Origin of the sequence: Pseudomonas borbori, from assembly GCF_900115555.1 — a bacterium.
In the GTDB taxonomy this organism is placed as follows: Bacteria; Pseudomonadota; Gammaproteobacteria; order Pseudomonadales; family Pseudomonadaceae; genus Aquipseudomonas; species Aquipseudomonas borbori.
Genome location: NZ_FOWX01000005.1, coordinates 192583 through 208006 on the forward strand (window position 1 = coordinate 192583; position 15424 = coordinate 208006).

20 protein-coding genes are annotated in these 15424 nt (G+C 63.4%); 10 read left to right on the forward strand and 10 right to left on the reverse strand.

The window, feature by feature from the left end:
• Nucleotides 1-2: 2 nt before the first annotated feature.
• Nucleotides 3-704: a YebC/PmpR family DNA-binding transcriptional regulator gene (locus BM315_RS05635; protein WP_090498678.1), complete on the reverse strand. Its 702-nt coding sequence runs from the start codon at nucleotides 702-704 to the stop codon at nucleotides 3-5.
• Between the two features lie 277 nt (nucleotides 705-981).
• Here BM315_RS05635 and BM315_RS05640 point away from each other — a divergent pair, with 277 nt between their 5' ends.
• The 3 genes from BM315_RS05640 (at nucleotide 982) to BM315_RS05650 (ending at nucleotide 3122) form a co-directional block, all read left to right on the forward strand.
• Nucleotides 982-1413 (forward strand): universal stress protein, encoded by a 432-nt coding sequence (locus BM315_RS05640; protein ID WP_090498680.1) that lies wholly within the window; start codon nucleotides 982-984, stop codon nucleotides 1411-1413.
• Between the two features lie 92 nt (nucleotides 1414-1505).
• Nucleotides 1506-1937, forward strand: a complete 432-nt coding sequence (locus tag BM315_RS05645) for a universal stress protein (RefSeq protein ID WP_090498682.1) — start codon at nucleotides 1506-1508, stop codon at nucleotides 1935-1937.
• Between the two features lie 459 nt (nucleotides 1938-2396).
• Entirely contained in the window at nucleotides 2397-3122 is a 726-nt protein-coding gene (locus tag BM315_RS05650; RefSeq protein ID WP_090498684.1) for an NADPH-dependent F420 reductase, read from the forward strand.
• Nucleotides 3123-3127: 5 nt separating this feature from the next.
• Here BM315_RS05650 and BM315_RS05655 read toward each other — a convergent pair whose 3' ends face one another.
• Together BM315_RS05655 and BM315_RS05660 are read right to left on the reverse strand one after the other, a co-directional pair.
• Nucleotides 3128-3316 carry a hypothetical protein gene (locus tag BM315_RS05655; RefSeq protein ID WP_090498685.1) on the reverse strand — a complete coding sequence of 63 codons (189 nt, stop codon included), beginning with the start codon at nucleotides 3314-3316 and terminating at the stop codon, nucleotides 3128-3130.
• 65 nt (nucleotides 3317-3381) lie between these two features.
• Nucleotides 3382-4116: a sulfite exporter TauE/SafE family protein gene (locus BM315_RS05660; RefSeq protein WP_090498687.1), complete on the reverse strand. Its 735-nt coding sequence runs from the start codon at nucleotides 4114-4116 to the stop codon at nucleotides 3382-3384.
• 215 nt (nucleotides 4117-4331) lie between these two features.
• On the opposite strand from BM315_RS05660, the gene BM315_RS05665 reads away from it, so the two are divergent.
• Entirely contained in the window at nucleotides 4332-5210 is an 879-nt protein-coding gene (locus BM315_RS05665) for an EamA family transporter (RefSeq protein WP_090498689.1), read from the forward strand.
• Nucleotides 5211-5233: 23 nt separating this feature from the next.
• Here the strand turns inward: BM315_RS05665 and BM315_RS05670 are convergent, their stop codons facing one another.
• On the reverse strand, nucleotides 5234-5491 hold the full coding sequence (locus BM315_RS05670; protein WP_244527253.1) for a hypothetical protein: 258 nt from the start codon (nucleotides 5489-5491) through the stop codon (nucleotides 5234-5236).
• A gap of 227 nt (nucleotides 5492-5718) precedes the next feature.
• Here BM315_RS05670 and BM315_RS05675 point away from each other — a divergent pair, with 227 nt between their 5' ends.
• The gene (locus BM315_RS05675) at nucleotides 5719-6069 is read left to right on the forward strand and encodes a hypothetical protein (protein WP_090498691.1); all 351 of its coding nucleotides are present in this window, start codon (nucleotides 5719-5721) and stop codon (nucleotides 6067-6069) included.
• A 140-nt stretch (nucleotides 6070-6209) separates the two neighbouring features.
• Here the strand turns inward: BM315_RS05675 and BM315_RS05680 are convergent, their stop codons facing one another.
• Complete coding sequence (locus BM315_RS05680; RefSeq protein ID WP_090498693.1) at nucleotides 6210-7925, reverse strand: SWIM zinc finger family protein; 1716 nt, start codon at nucleotides 7923-7925, stop codon at nucleotides 6210-6212.
• Between the two features lie 265 nt (nucleotides 7926-8190).
• Here BM315_RS05680 and BM315_RS05685 point away from each other — a divergent pair, with 265 nt between their 5' ends.
• Nucleotides 8191-8523 carry a carboxymuconolactone decarboxylase family protein gene (locus BM315_RS05685; protein WP_090498695.1) on the forward strand — a complete coding sequence of 111 codons (333 nt, stop codon included), beginning with the start codon at nucleotides 8191-8193 and terminating at the stop codon, nucleotides 8521-8523.
• 113 nt (nucleotides 8524-8636) lie between these two features.
• Here BM315_RS05685 and BM315_RS05690 read toward each other — a convergent pair whose 3' ends face one another.
• A complete protein-coding gene (locus BM315_RS05690) occupies nucleotides 8637-8918 on the reverse strand; it encodes a peptidylprolyl isomerase (RefSeq protein ID WP_090498697.1) in 282 nt (93 codons plus the stop codon).
• Nucleotides 8919-9289: 371 nt separating this feature from the next.
• Here BM315_RS05690 and BM315_RS05695 point away from each other — a divergent pair, with 371 nt between their 5' ends.
• The 3 genes from BM315_RS05695 to BM315_RS05705 all read left to right on the forward strand — a co-directional run bounded on the left by BM315_RS05695 (nucleotide 9290) and on the right by BM315_RS05705 (nucleotide 11424).
• Nucleotides 9290-9718, forward strand: coding sequence for a universal stress protein (locus BM315_RS05695; protein ID WP_090498699.1), 429 nt, complete (start codon nucleotides 9290-9292; stop codon nucleotides 9716-9718).
• 273 nt (nucleotides 9719-9991) lie between these two features.
• Entirely contained in the window at nucleotides 9992-10330 is a 339-nt protein-coding gene (locus BM315_RS05700) for a hypothetical protein (RefSeq protein ID WP_090498701.1), read from the forward strand.
• Nucleotides 10331-10539: 209 nt separating this feature from the next.
• Nucleotides 10540-11424, forward strand: a complete 885-nt coding sequence (locus tag BM315_RS05705) for a CAP domain-containing protein (RefSeq protein ID WP_090498703.1) — start codon at nucleotides 10540-10542, stop codon at nucleotides 11422-11424.
• A gap of 99 nt (nucleotides 11425-11523) precedes the next feature.
• Here the strand turns inward: BM315_RS05705 and BM315_RS05710 are convergent, their stop codons facing one another.
• The 4 genes from BM315_RS05710 to mdaB form a co-directional block, all read right to left on the reverse strand.
• Nucleotides 11524-11892 (reverse strand): SpoIIAA family protein, encoded by a 369-nt coding sequence (locus tag BM315_RS05710; protein WP_090498705.1) that lies wholly within the window; start codon nucleotides 11890-11892, stop codon nucleotides 11524-11526.
• A 309-nt stretch (nucleotides 11893-12201) separates the two neighbouring features.
• Nucleotides 12202-13539 carry a diguanylate cyclase domain-containing protein gene (locus BM315_RS05715; RefSeq protein WP_090498707.1) on the reverse strand — a complete coding sequence of 446 codons (1338 nt, stop codon included), beginning with the start codon at nucleotides 13537-13539 and terminating at the stop codon, nucleotides 12202-12204.
• Nucleotides 13540-13784: 245 nt separating this feature from the next.
• A complete protein-coding gene (locus tag BM315_RS05720; protein WP_090498709.1) occupies nucleotides 13785-14087 on the reverse strand; it encodes a hypothetical protein in 303 nt (100 codons plus the stop codon).
• 239 nt (nucleotides 14088-14326) lie between these two features.
• The gene (gene mdaB, locus BM315_RS05725; protein WP_090498712.1) at nucleotides 14327-14917 is read right to left on the reverse strand and encodes an NADPH:quinone oxidoreductase MdaB; all 591 of its coding nucleotides are present in this window, start codon (nucleotides 14915-14917) and stop codon (nucleotides 14327-14329) included.
• Between the two features lie 154 nt (nucleotides 14918-15071).
• Between mdaB and BM315_RS05730 the strand changes: the two genes are divergently transcribed.
• Nucleotides 15072-15377: a putative quinol monooxygenase gene (locus tag BM315_RS05730; protein WP_090498715.1), complete on the forward strand. Its 306-nt coding sequence runs from the start codon at nucleotides 15072-15074 to the stop codon at nucleotides 15375-15377.
• Nucleotides 15378-15424 lie beyond the last annotated feature (47 nt).

A 15424-nucleotide genomic window follows, 5' to 3' on the forward strand; every position in this document is an offset into this window, starting at 1 on the left:
GGTTAGCCGGCCAGGCCGACGTAGACGTTCTGCACATCGTCATGGCTGTCGATGGCCTCGAGGAAGGCTTCGACTTCCTCCAGTTCGGCATCCGTCAGGCTGGTAACCGGGTTCTTCGGGCGATAGCCGAGGTTGGCCGAGTTGACCGTGAAACCCTGGTCGGGCAGGGCGCGGCACACGGCGTCGAGATCGGTCAGTTCGGTAATGAACAGGGTATTGCCCTCATCGGACGGCTCGAAATCCTGGGCGCCGGCTTCGATGGCGGCCAGTTCCGGGTCGGCGCCGCTGTCGCTGGAGGCTTCGATCAGGCCGACGTGGTCGAAGTCCCAGGTGACCGAGCCGGAAGCGCCCATCTGGCCCTTGCGGAACAGCACGCGGATCTCGGCCACGGTGCGATTGATGTTATCGGTCAGGCATTCGACGATCACCGGCACCTGATGCGGGGCGAAGCCTTCATAGGTGGTGCGCTCGAAGTTGACGGTTTCCCCACTCAGGCCCGCACCTTTCTTGATCGCCCGCTCCAGGGTGTCCTTGGGCATCGAGGCTTTTTTCGCCTGATGCACGGCCAGGCGCAGCTTGGGGTTCATGTCCGGGTCGGCGCCGTTACGCGCGGCGATCATGATTTCTTTCACCAACCGGCCGAAGATCTTGCCTCTGGCGTTGGCGGCGGCTTCTTTAGGTTTGGCTTTCCATTGTGCGCCCATGCGGATTCTCTTGGTCTGTGCGGGTGGATGAGTGGCCGGCCGTACGCTACCCCACCCAGCAGATGGGCGGCAGTCAGCAGGAAACCGGACTACGGAGTTAGACAAGCGATTTTAATCGCTCCGCCTGCGCCTGGCACCCTTTGATTGGCCATGGCCCCTTCGCCAGCGTTAGCGGGTAGCTGTCGGAGGGCTCGGGCGCTGACAACTTGTCCTGGCGCAACGGATGAGCCGATGCCCTGGTCTATGCTTGTCGTGGACCATTTTGAGGAGGCAGGTTATGCGCAAGGTATTGGTTGCATTCGATGGTTCGGACAGTTCGAAGCGTGCGTTGCAATACGTCATCGACTTCGCCCGTGATCACGCCGCGACGCTGGAGGTGCATCTGCTCAATGTGCAGCATGAGCCGGTGCTGTATGGCGAGTACGTGACTGGCGAGATCATCGATCAACTGCAGCAGTCACTACTGGCGAGCGCAGCCCAGGCTCTCGAGTGGCCGGCCGATCAACTGAAGGCCGCCGGTATCGGCTACAAGGCGCATACCGCGCTAGGCAACGTGGCGGCTCAGGTGAGCGAATTCGCCGATCGACTGGGTTGTGACACTGTGGTGATGGGCACGCGCGGTCTGGGCAGTTTCACCGGCATGCTGCTGGGCTCGGTGGCCACGCGGGTGATCCATGAAGTGTCGGTGCCGGTGCTGCTGGTGAAATAACCGCTCGAGTGGCTCAGCGCCGATCATGCCCTGAACCTGTATCAGGCAGCACCGGTCTATGCTTGTAAATGAGGCGGAAAAGGAGACTTGTCATGCGCAAGATACTGCTTGCATTCGATGGTTCGGACAGCTCGAAACGTGCCCTGCAGTACGTACTCGACTTCGTCCGCATGCATGCTGCAACGCTGGAGGTGCACCTGCTCAACGTGCAGCATGAACCCGCGCTCTACGGCGAATATGTAAATGATGAAATGATCAGCAATATGCGCCACTCCCTGGAGGTGGCGGCCATTGAGGCGCTCCAATGGCCGGCCGAGCAATTGCAAACGGCGGAAATTGCCCATGAGAAACATACCGCGTTCGGCAATGTGGCAGAGCAGATAGCCATCGCCGCCAAACAACTGCAGTGCGATACGGTGGTGATGGGGACGCGCGGCCTGGGCAGCTTCACCGGCATGCTGCTGGGCTCGGTGGCCACACGGGTGATTCATGAGGTGTCGGTGCCGGTGTTGCTGGTGAAGTAGCTGTTCGGGGGTTGCGCGAATATCGAAGGCAGGTTCCTCGCCTAGCACAACGTCGGCAGCGGGGCGGGGCCCGCAGCAGGCGGGAGCTTTGCACAACCGCTCAACCCAATCTGCTGAATCGGCGCCGTCCTGCGGATAAATCGCGTTCTGCCAGCGGTGCCCACGGCGCACCCTATGGAGCAGGCACGCGCCGAGGTGTGAAAACATCAAACGCCCTCGCGAGAGCGACTCCAGGCGGTCGGGGCAAGATGGGAGCTTCAATACAGGCGGGTGATCGTCGCTGCCAACTGGCAGCGATTGCCGGCATTTAACGGCAAATACCCAGCAGCCAGTCAAGGCCGCCACTCGTCGGCTCAGGCACTGACTCGCGATGTGCGTATCCCAAGTACTTTTCTATCCTTTCTCCAGATTGTGTGGGCAGCCAATATTGGCTGCCTCGCCATGCACGAGGAGGAGGCGATGAAAACACCTACCCAGTGGCTTGCCACCTGCCTGTTGGGCATCAGTCTGCTGCTGGCGGGCAACCCGCTGCATGCCGAGGACGCGCAGGAGGTATCGAGGATCGGCATCATCGGCACCGGCAACATCGGTGGTGCCTTGGCGCGTCTGTGGGTGGAGGCTGGGCATGAGGTGCTGATCTCCTCGCGGTACCCTGAGCGCTTGCAGCCATTGGCCGATGAGCTCGGCCCCAGGGCGCGGGTCGGTACGCCGCAGGAAGCCGCGGCCTTCGGCGAGGTGGTGCTGCTCGCCGTGCCTTACGGCGCCATGCCGCAGATCGCTCGCGATCATGCGCAAGCCTTGGCCGGCAAGGTGGTGCTCGATGCCGGCAACCCGATCCCCGCGCGCGACGGCGCCATGGCGCAAGAGGCGCGCAGGCTCGGCGCCGGGCTCGCGTCCCAGGGCTATCTGCCGGGTGCGCGGCTGGTGCGCGCGTTCAATGCCATCGCCGCCTTCAGTTTGCGCAGTCAGGCCCATCGGAGTGGGGAGAAGCTTGCCATCCCGCTGGCCGGCGACGACAGCGCGGCGTTGCAGGTGGCCGCCAGGCTGGTCAACGACGCCGGGTTCGACCCGGTGATCGTCGGGCCGCTGAGCAGCGCCAAGCAGTTCGACTACGGCAGCGGCATCTCGGCCAAAATGCTCAGCGCCCGCCAATTGCGCCGGGAGCTCGGGCTGCAGGAGCCCTGAAGGCATTACTGCGCCGTCAGGCGCTCCAGCTCGCGGCGCACCATGGCGGCGTATGCGGCCGGGCTCAGGCGGTAGAGCTCGCTCGCCACCCAAGGCAGCCAGCGCGCCCCGAGGGTCTCCCGTTCGGCCAGCAGACGTCTGGCCTCGATGCTCGCCTGCTCAGCGCGTTGCTGGTGAAACTCCGCTCGGCTCATTGCTGGTCTCCTGTTGGGTTTGCCCGCCTGAATAACAGAGTCGTCAGGCATTCGCCAGCCGGCTCCTACAGGTTCTGCCAGATCAGTTGGACGCCCGCCAGCAACATGCCCAGGCGGGCGATGCGGTAGAACCAGCCGTGATTGACCCGCGATTGCAGCCACAGGCCGCTCCACACACCCAGCGGTACGATCGGTGCCAGCATCAGGCTGAGCAGCAGATTCTCCTCGCTGAACTGGCCCAGGGCCGCGTAGGGGATCAGTTTCAGGGCGTTGGTGAGCAGGAAGAACATATTGATGGTGGCGACGTAGCGCACCTTGTCGAGCTGTTGCGGCAGCAGGTGCATCATCACCGGTGGGCCGCCGGCGTGGGCGACAAAGCTGGTGAAGCCGGCCAGGGCCGAGAGCAGGGTACCGCGGCCCTGGTGCAGCGGGCGCGGCGTCTGGCTGCTGTTAATCAGGCCCAGCAGTACGAAGGACACGGCGATCACCCCGATCAGCAAGCCGATCAGGCTTTCATTGAGCAGCTCGAAGGTCAGCGAACCGATACCGATGCCGATCAGCGCGCCGGGCATCATCACTTTCAGGTTGGCCAGATCCCACTTGCCGAAATAGGCCTTGAGTCCCACCACATCGGCCAGGCAGAGAATTGGCAGCATCACCGCCGCCGCCTGCTTCGGCGTGCTGGCCAACGCCAGCAGCGGCACCGCGATACCGCCCAGGGCGCCACCGAAGCCACCTTTGGAGAGCCCGGTGAGGAACACCGCCGGGAGGGCGAACAGGAGGAAATCGGACAGACTCATAAGGCAGACCACGGCGCAGAGGCTCGCAGGTTAAGGGCCGCGCAGGTTAGCAGAGGGCGGGCCGTTGCTGAATGCCGTTTGCGGGGATTGCTGCCGCCGGTTCCGCGCAGGAGGGCGCGGCTGACTGTGTGGCTGTTTAGTCGAGCGACTGTATATGGATGCGCTCTGCCGTGGCTGCTCTAATGGCCGCTCACCCGTGCTGATGAGGACGCGCCATGTCGCCCAAGGATTTGCTGTTGGCGCTGGTCGTGATCATCGTCTGGGGCCTGAACTTCGTGGTGATCAAGGTCGGCCTGGATGACATGCCGCCGATGCTGCTGGGGGCGTTGCGGTTCATGCTCGCGGCCTTTCCGGCGATCCTGTTCATCAGGCGCCCGCAGATCCCGCTGCGCTGGCTGCTGCTCTACGGCCTGACCATCTCGCTGGGTCAGTTCGCCTTCCTGTTCTATGCCATGTCGGTGGGCATGCCGGCGGGCCTGGCCTCGCTGGTGCTGCAATCCCAGGCGTTCTTCACCCTGTTGTTCGCCGCGCTGTTTCTCGGCGAACGCCTGCGTGCGACCAATTTGCTCGGGCTGCTGGTGGCGGCGGCGGGCTTGCTGCTGATCGGTCTGCAGGGCGACCGCTTGATGACCGTGGCCGGGTTCTTCCTGACCATTGGCGCGGCCTCGATGTGGGCGCTGGGCAATATCGTCACGCGCAAGCTGGGCAAGGTGAACCTGGTCGGCCTGGTGGTCTGGGGCAGCCTGGTGCCACCGCTGCCATTTCTGGCGCTGTCCTGGCAGCTGGAAGGGCCCGAGGCGATCGGGGCCGCGCTACGTGGGATCAATCTGGATTCGATCCTGGTGCTGATCTACCTGGCCTTCGGCGCGACCATTCTCGGCTATGGCCTGTGGAGCCGCCTGCTGTCGCGCTACCCGGCCAGCCAGGTGGCGCCGTTCTCGCTGCTGGTGCCGGTGGTGGGGCTGACGTCCTCGGCGCTGCTGCTCGATGAGCGCCTCGGCCCGCTGCAAGTGCTCGGCGCGCTGCTGGTCATGCTCGGGCTGCTGATCAACGTCTGCGGCGGCTGGCTGTACGGGCGCCTGCGTCTGGCTTGATGACGCCTGGTGCTTCAGTGCGGTTAGCGCTTGCCCATGGAGCGGCGGGTGCCATTCGGTGCCGGGCCGATCTTCTTTTCGTGAGCGGACTTGTTGCCCTTGCGCTGCCAGGCCTGGCCAGCGTTCTTGGCCGAGGCGCCCGCAGCGGCGGAGAACAGCGAGGCAAAGCCCGGCAGGCCGGCCTTTTTAGCCAGGATCGGCGCGTCGGTTGCGGCTGTGGTGGGTTCGATTTCGGCAGCCTGGGTGGCGAGCGTTGGGTCAGGCGAGTGGGTGCTGGTCATGGAAGGTCCGCGGCTGCCGAGGGGAAGTGGGGCGCGAGTATACTCGGCTATTCGCCGTGACCACATTCCGTTGATCGACCTCGTCTGTGACGCCTGGAGTCACGCTATTGCCTGGGCACGATCGACGAAGTTTTACCCTTGGCTTACCCACGGCTGACCTCAGCTGACGCGTAACCGTTGTTTGATGGACGTAGGGGAATACGTCCCCTTGGATACCGGAGGTACTTATGCTCAGTCGAATTTCCAAGGTTGTACTGTTGGCCGGATGCCTGGTGGCGGCAGGCGGTGCTTCCGCTTTCGAGCGAAGCGATGTCGTCCCTGTGATCGCCGGCGTTGCCGTCGGCGCGCTACTGGTCTCCACGTTGAATAACTCCCATGACGACCGCCACCGCCATGATTACCGCCAGCCGCAACGGGTGGTGCATTACGCCCCACGCCCCAGCCGGCATCACCGCTACCGTTACGCGCCACGCCAGGTGCGTTATGTGGCCTTACCGGTCCGCGAGGTTCGCGGGTATTACCGCAATGATCGTGGCTATCGCGACCAGCGTAATCATCGTGATTATCGCCGCAATTGAGGGCGCGTGTTGCCATGCTGCTCTTCCGTTACTGAAGAAACCCCGATGGCGCCCACGCTCCAGCGTGGGCGCCTGCCGGTGACGCCACACGTCGCGCGGTTGGGTGGGCGCGCGTAGCAGGTGTCCGCTTGGACAAGGTTTCAGGCACGCGGCAGCTGATCGAGCAGCTTGATGAAGTTGCGTTTGGCTTTGTAGGTCTGGCGCAACTTGATCAGTTCGGCAGTGAAGGCGGTGTCGAGCTGTTGAGCGCGCATCAGTGTGCCCATTCGCCGGATCAGGCCGATGGCTCTTTGATAGGCCTGATTGTTGGTCTGCTGAATGATCGGCTCGAGCATGCGGCGATACAGGCCGATGGCGTCTATCGGGCGGGTGCTTTCCAGTTTGAGTGCCAGGTCGTGGAGCAACTCCACTCTATGGTCGCCCTGTTGGCTGAGCAGCCAGGCCGCATCGAGGTCTTCCTCCCACAGGGCAATCGCCAGGCGTAGCGAGCGTGCGTTGGCCTGTGACTGCGGGTTGTTTTCGGTTGCCCCGGTCAGCCGCGCCAGGGCGCGCTGGCGTTGTTCGGACGCGCGCTGCAGGCGTTGCGCCAGGCCTTGCAGCTTCTGGTAGTTGCTCAGTGAGGGCGCTTCGTCGAACTGCACCCAGGTCAATTGCAAGGCCTGTTCATCACGGCCGCAGAGCAGGTACTGCTGCGCCAGGAAATCGCGCAGGCGGTTGTCGGTTCTATGGGGGAAGGCGGCCATGCCACGCTCGGCCCAGTGCCGTGCCATATCGCTATTACCGGCTTCGGCATAGAGCTGGGCGATGTTCAGGTAGTGGTGGGCCGCAGTCAGGTCGTGGGCCTTGATGGCGACCAGGGCATCCAGATCGCCGTCGAGTTCGGCCAGGGTGGTCATGATGCGGGTGATGCAGGAGCGGTTACCGCCGTACTGCGGCCGATCCGTGGCGGTCAGTGTCGGCACCCGGCGCCATTCGGCCTGGGCCAGGCGGCGGAAATGCTCCAGGCCACTGTCGCCGAGCACCTCCCGATACTGCCTGGCGCAGTTGTAGAAGCTGTCGAGGTTTTCATCCATTTCCAGCTGAAACAGGCGTTCGGCGAGCTCGACAGGGTCGGGGTTGATCAGGTTGCAGGCGTGCAGATGAAGATGCGTGAGGCGCTGCAGCGCCTGTTCCAGTTCCTCGCAAGACTCCTCGACCTGCTCTCGAGCCTGTTCGACGCGGGGAATGGCATATTCGCTCAGTTCGATAAGCAAGGCCGCGCTCTCGGGGCTCAGCAGCTCTTCGAGGGCATCGGTCAGCGTCAGCAGGTCATCGCCAAGACTTGAGGCCTGCCGCCAATCGAGAAATTCCTCGACTGTGGTCGCTTCGTCGATGGCACGGTACCAGTCCGTGGCGCCGTCACTTGTGCCGTTGCTGCGTTTGCCGAGGTCGATCTTGAGCCGCAGGCTGCGATGCAGAGCGTTATCGCGCATCGCGATGTCGAACAGCAGGCTGGCCAGTTCCGCCTGCGGTTGTCGGTTCAGCCAGTCGCGGATTTCCAGGTCGGGATCTGTGTCAGCCTCGGCCTGGCCCGGTTCCAGCGCCTCGAGCCAGGCCAGACCGACGGCGACCACATGCTTGCAGAAGTTGCCGTCCGCCGCGTGGCGGCAGGTGCAGCGGAAGTCGAGGCGCTCGGCCGATTTGCTTAGCTGGACCTGATAGCGCTCACTGCCCTTTACCCATGCCTGGACGCTGCTGGGGCCGACCTCCAGGGCGCTGACCAGACCTTCCTTGAAGTAGTCGAGGCCGCGCTCGGCGATAATCGGGCCGGCGCGGCCGAGCAGTTCGTCGAGGCTCGGAGCGGTGGCGGAGGTCATGCTCGAGGTGATCCTTGTGTGGGCGGTCGAGTCGATCAGGGGCATATTCTAGCGAGGTTGTCGGTATGCGAAATACCTGGCTTGGCCTGCTTGCCATCTGTTGATACCCGGTTACCTCAGGGTTCCGCCTACTCCAGGATCTTGCCGGACCGGCCGTCCGGCCGTAACCCGTCATCTTTTGCCTCAAGGGGCTACCCTGAGATAAGCCGCCCCAGCCTGAGCCGAAGGGCAAATTCGGGTGCAGGTCCAACATGAGGAAATCCGCATGGAAAATAAAACAGAGCTCGAGACCTATCAGCGCTTGAGAAGGCAGCACCCGGATTATTTCGATGCCGTGGAGGCGCTGGGCAAGGCCGTACGCAATGCTGGCCCGCTGGAGCAACAGGCCATTCAACTGGTGCAACTGGGCGCCGCGGCGGCCATCCGTTCCGAGGGCGCAGTGCACAGCCATGTCCGCCGGGCGCTGGAAGCGGGCGCCAGCGCAGAGCAGATCCACCATGCGCTGCTTTCGCTTACCAGCACTATCGGTTTCCCGACCGTGGTGGCGGCGTTGAGTTGGGCGGACGATGTGATCGGTAAGGCCAAGCTCGATGGCTAATGGCAATCCGCGATCCTGTTGGGCTTCGCTCCTCGGCAGCAACCTGCAATCGGGCTCTGCAGCGCAGAGGAGGTTGAGCGTACCTGTGCCTGGCCCAGGTACGCTCCAGGCAGTCAGTCCTGGCGGCTGGTGACTTCGAGCAGGTGGTAACCGAACTGGGTTTTCACCGGACCTTGCACCACATTGAGCGGGGCGCTGAACACCACGGTGTCGAATTCCTTGACCATCTGGCCCGGGCCGAACGAACCGAGGTCGCCGCCGCTGCGGCTGGACGGGCAGGTGGAATTGTCTTTGGCAACCTGGGCGAAGTCGGCACCGCCTTCGATAGCGGCTTTCAGTTCGAGGCACTTGGCTTCGGATGCAACCAGGATGTGACGGGCAGTGGCTTTGGCCATGGGGGATTACTCCTTTTCAAATAAGCTGCAGAGCCTACCGCAATCAGGCCGCTATTAAAACGCTGGACCGGGCAGGGCCAGCGTCGCTGGTGCAGCCCCTCGGGCGCACTGGTGGCAAGTCGTTTACGGGGCCAACATTGAAAACTGAGCACGCTGTTTCGCATCGGTCTGAGCTGCGATCGTTTGGTCGGAGCCGGTCGTCCGTGGATCGCCGCGCCGCTCGTTGCCCTGGTCGCCGCGACCATTGCCCTGGGCGGCTGACCGGGGTGATTGCTCGCGAGCTTTGATGCAGGTCAATGGGGCTGGCGAGTATCTGCAACTATGCTTGTGACGGTCACCACACGGCCATCATCATCGGCAGGGAGAACGCTATGCATAATGTACTGGTTCCATTCGACGGCTCGCCCAGCGCCAAGCGGGCAATTCAATACCTGGTGGATTCCGCTCGGAGCAATCCGAACCTGTCGGTGCATGTGATCAACGTGCAGACCGAACCGACCTTCTTTGGCAACTACGGCTCGGCGAGCATGATCGAGCAGTTCAATGCTGCGGCCCTGGAGCATGCGGGGGCGATCAATGCCGAGGCTGTGGCGTTGCTCGGGGCGGCCAAGATCCGCTGCCAGTCCCATGAGGTGCTGGGCGAGGTGGTGACCGAGGTGACCCAGGCCGCCGCGAAGTACGGCTGCGACACCGTGGTCATGGGCACCCGTGGGATGAGCAGCTTGGGCAACCTGGTGATGGGCTCGGTGGCCAGCCGGGTGGTGCACGGGGTGCCGGTGCCTGTGCTGCTGGTCAAATAGCGGCTTTTGCGGCTGGGGCAGCGCAGCATCCTGGTGTCCTGTCGCGCAATAATCGTTGCTCAAGCGGCAACGCCTGGCCTGTGTAGGGTGCGCTGTGCGCACCACTGGCAGCCCGGTGCACGAGCCGGTGTCAGCGAAACAATAACTCGGGGCCAGGGTATGGCCCGCTGCAGTCGTTGTCGGGACCGTGGACAACTTCCGTTGGCGTGGATCGTCTAAAATTCGTACGGGAGCGAATAGAGAATACGGACATCCACTTCAGGAGGTCTTGTCATGAATACCTTGACTATTGAAGGCTGGTGCAAAGCCAGCGGCGCCACCAAGTCCACGCCGATAGGCCAGTTCCAGTTTCATGTCAGCGAGCCCGATCATTTGCGTCTGGAGCAGGCTGAAGAGCGCTTGCAGAAGACCCACGAGGCAGAAACCATGGTCGATGCCGATGTCTCCACGATGGAGTTGAGTACGCCGGAGGAATGCGGCCCTTTGTCCGATTGCCAGTGGCGTGTCTATCTGGATGCGGACGAGCGCGGCCAATTTCATCTGGTCGGGCATCGGGCGAGTGATGGCAGTTTGGTCTATACCAACGCGGTCATGGTCGATCAGCTGGGTTAGCCGGCGGCTGCGCGGAGGCGCTAGTCGTTGCGCAGAACGACGCCGCGGCGCCGGTCATGGGTCGCGGCGCGAATGGTGCTGCACGTTGCACCCTGCTTTGCGTTTGGCGGATTGTGTTGCAACCGAGTTGGGTGAGGTACTGATATTCTCCGCTGTCCAGCGGCAGCCCAGCCTGGCGATCAAGCCCCATGACGCGGATGAACCGAACCATGCCCCATACTGCACATTCAACCTGTCGCCAGCGCCTGAGCCGCTGGGCGTTGCTCGTACTGGCGCTAGTCGTGCTGTTCGGTGGCGTATCGGCATCCGCCAGCGACAGCCAGCAGCTCATCGCGCTGATCAACCAGTACCGCGAATCGCCACGCAGCTGCGCCGGCCAGTCAACCGAGGTCGCCGGCCCGCTGCTTGCCGACGAGCGCCTGGCCCGCGTGCAACTGGCGCCCAGCGTGCAATTGCAGGACGCCTTGCAGCAGGTCGGCTATCAGCCGGCCACGGCACGGGTGCTCACCTTGTCCGGACCGAGCGAGCTGGACGCTGCCTTCCAAGCGCTCAAGCAGCGCTACTGCGCCATGCTGCTGGATGTGCAATACAGCGAAATCGGGGTGCAGCGCACCGCCAACACCTGGCAGGTGATCCTGGCCCGGCCGCTACTGCCCGCGGGCATGCCGGACTGGCAGGCGGCAGGCCAGGAAATCCTGCAATTGGTCAATGCCGCTCGCGGCAAACCGCAGCGCTGCGGCGCTCAGGCACTCGAGCCGGCAGCGCCGTTGCGCTGGAGCGAGCAACTCGGCCAAAGCGCCCTGGCACACAGCCGCGACATGGCCACGCACAACTACTTCAGCCACCGCGCAAGGGATGGCAGCCAGGCGGGAACTCGCGCCATGCTCGATGGCTATGACTGGCAACTGATCGGCGAAAACATCGCCGCCGGGCAGGGCTCGGCGAAGCAGACAGTCGCCGGCTGGCTGGCCAGCCCGTCGCACTGCTTCAACATCATGAACCCGGGCTTCACCGAGATGGGCGCGGCCTATGCAGTGAATCCGCAGAGTGATGCGGCCATCTACTGGACCCAGGTGTTCGGCACGCCGCACTAGGGCGCGCCAGCAATCGGCCGCTGCGCAGGGCGCTGGTCGACCACCTGTGCACGGCCGATCGACAGCGCTTCAGTGTTCCGCCATTGCAGGGCTGAGGCGTCACTGGCTCTGCAACCAGGCCTCGGCTTGCGCTTCCTGAATCGAGTCGAATGCCTTGATCTTCAGGCCGGGAATCAGCACGCCCTCGAGCTCGCTGGCTTTCCTCACCCATTCCTTGTCGGCCACCACCGCCATGCGCTCGAAGCGCCGGATAAAGCGGAACAGTTGCGGAATACGCGACAACTCGACGGCCACCGCGCCCAGGGTCGGCAGCGAAAAGTCACCAATCCGATACATCATCAGACCGTGCTCGATGCCTTCGGATTGCTGGCTCAGTTCATCCAGGGCGACGCGCATTTCTACGCTGTCGAGCTTGCCGGAAAATTCGACATCGATGCGGTTCTCGCCGTTGCGCATTACCTTGAACATAGCGACTTCTCCACGAGGGGATGTGACTTCCACCATACGCCTACTGCCTGCGTACGGTAATGGGCAAGTAGCACTGCGGCACGCGTAAACGCCGGTGCTCGAGCCGCCCAGGTAGCGCGGCGCGTCAGCGCACAGACGCCTGCCGTGAGTACAGGAGCAGTGATTTCCAGCAGGTTGCGTACGGGAGTGGCGCGCGGAGGCAGTTCATGCCGGTTGTCATCCCGCTCCTGCCTCAGGGCTGGCGGATGGTGAAAAAACCGCCTGCTGTGACCGCCGCCAGGCGCCCGCTGCTGAGGGTGCACGATATTCTCACAGGCTCGGCGTTGGGCAGGCCGGGCTTGCTTCGCCGGGGTTCGTCATACCCAGACAATATTGATTGTTGCCGTGGCGCTTGGCCGCATACATCGCCTGGTCGGCGATGTGGATGAGGCTGTCGATGTTCGGCCCGTGCTCCGGATACAGGGCAATCCCCAGGCTGGCGCCGACCTGAAGGCTGGCAGCGCCGAGACCGATCGGCTGGGCCAGCTGTTGCAAAATCTTCTCACCGATCATTTGCGCCTCGTCGTGCAAGCTCCTGCCCAATGTCAGACCCTCGATAACCACCACGAACTCATCGCCACCCAGCCGCGCCACCATGTCGGATTCGCGCAGCGTCTGCTGCAAGCGCTGCGCCGTGCCGACCAATACCTGGTCGCCAACGGCATGGCCGTAGCTGTCGTTGATTTGCTTGAAACCGTTGAGGTCGATAAACACCAGGGCCACCCGGGTTGCGTTGCGGCGTGCACGCGCCAGTGCCTGGGTTAAGGCTTCTTCCAGCAGCAGGCGGTTGGGCAGCCCGGTCAGCGGGTCGTGCCGGGCCATTTTCTCCAGTTGGTTGACCGATGCTTTCTCTTCGCTGATGTCGCGCACGACGCCCATCATCCTGATCGGTTGGCCCTTGGCGTCCTTGACCACGTTGCCGGTCTCGCGCAGCCAGTGGATGCTGCCGTCAGGCCAGACCACCCGATACTCTTCGTCATGGTTATGCCCGGTTTCGATGCAGCGCAGTTCACCGGCGCGCACTCGCTCGCGGTCATCCGGGTGGACGCAGGCACAGAACAGTGCATAGCTCGGGGTCACTTCGCCGAGCTTGAAGCCGAACATGCCGTAGATCGCCTCCGACCAATACAGCGTGTCGCTATCGATCGACCAGTCCCAGGTGCCAATGCGGGCAAAGTACTGACTGCGCTTGAAGCGTTCGGCATCTTCGACGGGGTCGTCCAGCACGGCTGGCGCCCGGGTCAGGACGACGGCATGGCCGTGAGCGGCCGCGGGTACTCGGCTGATATCCAGCAGCGATTGTCTGCCATCCGCCGGAATGGGTTGGCGCGCCGGCGTGGCGGCGTGCTCGCCGGCTGGCGGCAACCAACGCTGCAGCGGCGTGCCCAGCAGCGTTGCGGCGGGGTGGTCCAGCAGCCGTGCCGCCGCCGCGTTATGCACGCTGATATGACCGTCGCGGTCCACCAGCAACAACCCTTCGGGGCGGGCGTCGAGCAAGGCCTGATGTTGGGCCAGCTGCTGTTTTGCTCGGCGCAGGCGCCGCGACAGCAGCAGTGTCGGCGAAACGCTCAGTAGCGCAGCGATGATGGCGAGGCTGGTGGCAAGCATTGGCTTCCGTGCACAAGAGAGAAGGGCCGGCCGCCGAAAAACGGCTGATGGCGGTCATTATGCCCGGTAACCAGGGCGTTAAGTACTTAACCGTTAGCGCGGGCATGCCTGAAGGTCCGACCAGGCCGCGCCGCGCTTGATGCTTGCGGGCTGTCACTGCGCTCCGAACGGATCGCCGCCCGGGTGGCCTGTGATGGGTATCGCTGCGCTCAAACCTACGCGGTCCGCCACATCCTGCAAGGCGGTTACTTGGCTACAGCCAGGCGCTGATCGGTGAACACGCAGAGCACGCCGGCACGGTTGTGCATCACCGGATGGTTGAAGTCGCAATAGGCGGCCGCCACGCTCAGGGCCATCTCCTCGCTGATCAACTTGCCCTGGTCCGGGCGGAACCAGGCCATCTGGCCGGCCTTGCAGCGCTCCGCCTGGGGATCGGTGTTGTAAGTGCACAAACCGCTCAGATCGATGGGCGGAACCTCATTATTGAAGCAGGCGGACAAAGACAGGGCAGCGGTGCTCAGCAGGAGCAGGCGGACTATGGGGCGCATGGCAGGGTATCTCTACTTAGGAGGAAAGACTGCGGGATTAGTACCGGAAAAGCCGTGAAGGTTCCGTTGCCGCCGGGTTGATCTCCGCCCTGGCCGAGGGGCACGCAGCCGCGAGCAACCACGGCAAACTCACCGTAAGGGCGAAGGTCTCTTGGTTCGTGGTGAGCATGCGGCGCTAATCGGGAGTTGAAAGGCCGCGCCGCTGGCTCAGCGAAACAGCGCGGCCTGTCCTCGGCGGTTCAAACCGCTAACCCGAGTACCTGCGCCAGGTGTTGCCGGTAACGGGCGACATCCGCCTCGATGGCCGGACGCTTCATCACGTCGACACAGAGGAAGGTTGGCAGCGGGCTCATGCCGAGAAACTGATTGGCCTTGTGGAAGGGCAGGTACACCGCATCCACGCCCTTGGCCTCGAAGAAGTCCGTCGGGTCGTCGAAGGCCTGCTGCGGGGCATTCCAGGTCAGCGACAGCAGGTACTGCTTGCCCTGGAGCAGGCCACCGCTGCCGTACTTCTGCGAGGCGTCCGCGCGGGTGCGACCGTCGTTGGCATACAGGCTGCCGTGACCTTCGGTGAAAACCTCGTCGAGGTACTTCTTCACCGTCCAGGGCGCGCCCATCCACCAGCCCGGCATCTGATAGATGATCACATCGGCCCAGAGGAATTTCGCCACTTCCTCGGCGAGGTCGTAGCCGGCATCGATCCGGGTCTGCTGCAGGTCGCAGCCGGCGCGGTCGAGCAAGGCCAGCGCGGCGTCATGCAGGGTGGCGTTGTAACGGCCTGCGGAATGGGCGAACTGTTTACCGCCGTCGAGCAGCAGGATCTTCTTCATGGCATGCGCCTCGGTTAGTTGGATGGCGGCATGCTAGGGGCCGCGGGCGGCGCGAAACAGCGGCTGCGGAGCAAATGATATTTGACTGAAAAGCATGAATGGGGTGGTTTTTGGCACTGTAAGGTAAATGAATCCTTAGCCCTGGAGCACCACCATGCCTGACCGATACGGATTCATCCTGCATGCTCACACCCGGCCCGAAAAGGCCGCCGAGTTCGAGGCGCTGTTTCGCGCCTATGTCGAACCCAGCCGGGCCGAGGAGGGCTGCATCGCATACCACATGCTGCGCGATCACCAGGACCCGACGCTGTTCATCTTCTACGAGGTCTGGCAATCGCCGGAGCACCTGGCCATCCACAGTGCCTTGCCGCACATGCGGCGCTTTCATGAGCAGCGCATGGACTACCTGCGCCGCGACTTCGATATTCGCCGGATCGAGATGCTCGGCCCGGCCAAATAAGTGGCTGACCGTGGCAGGGAAAGCGTTGCCCACCCGTTGAGCACAGA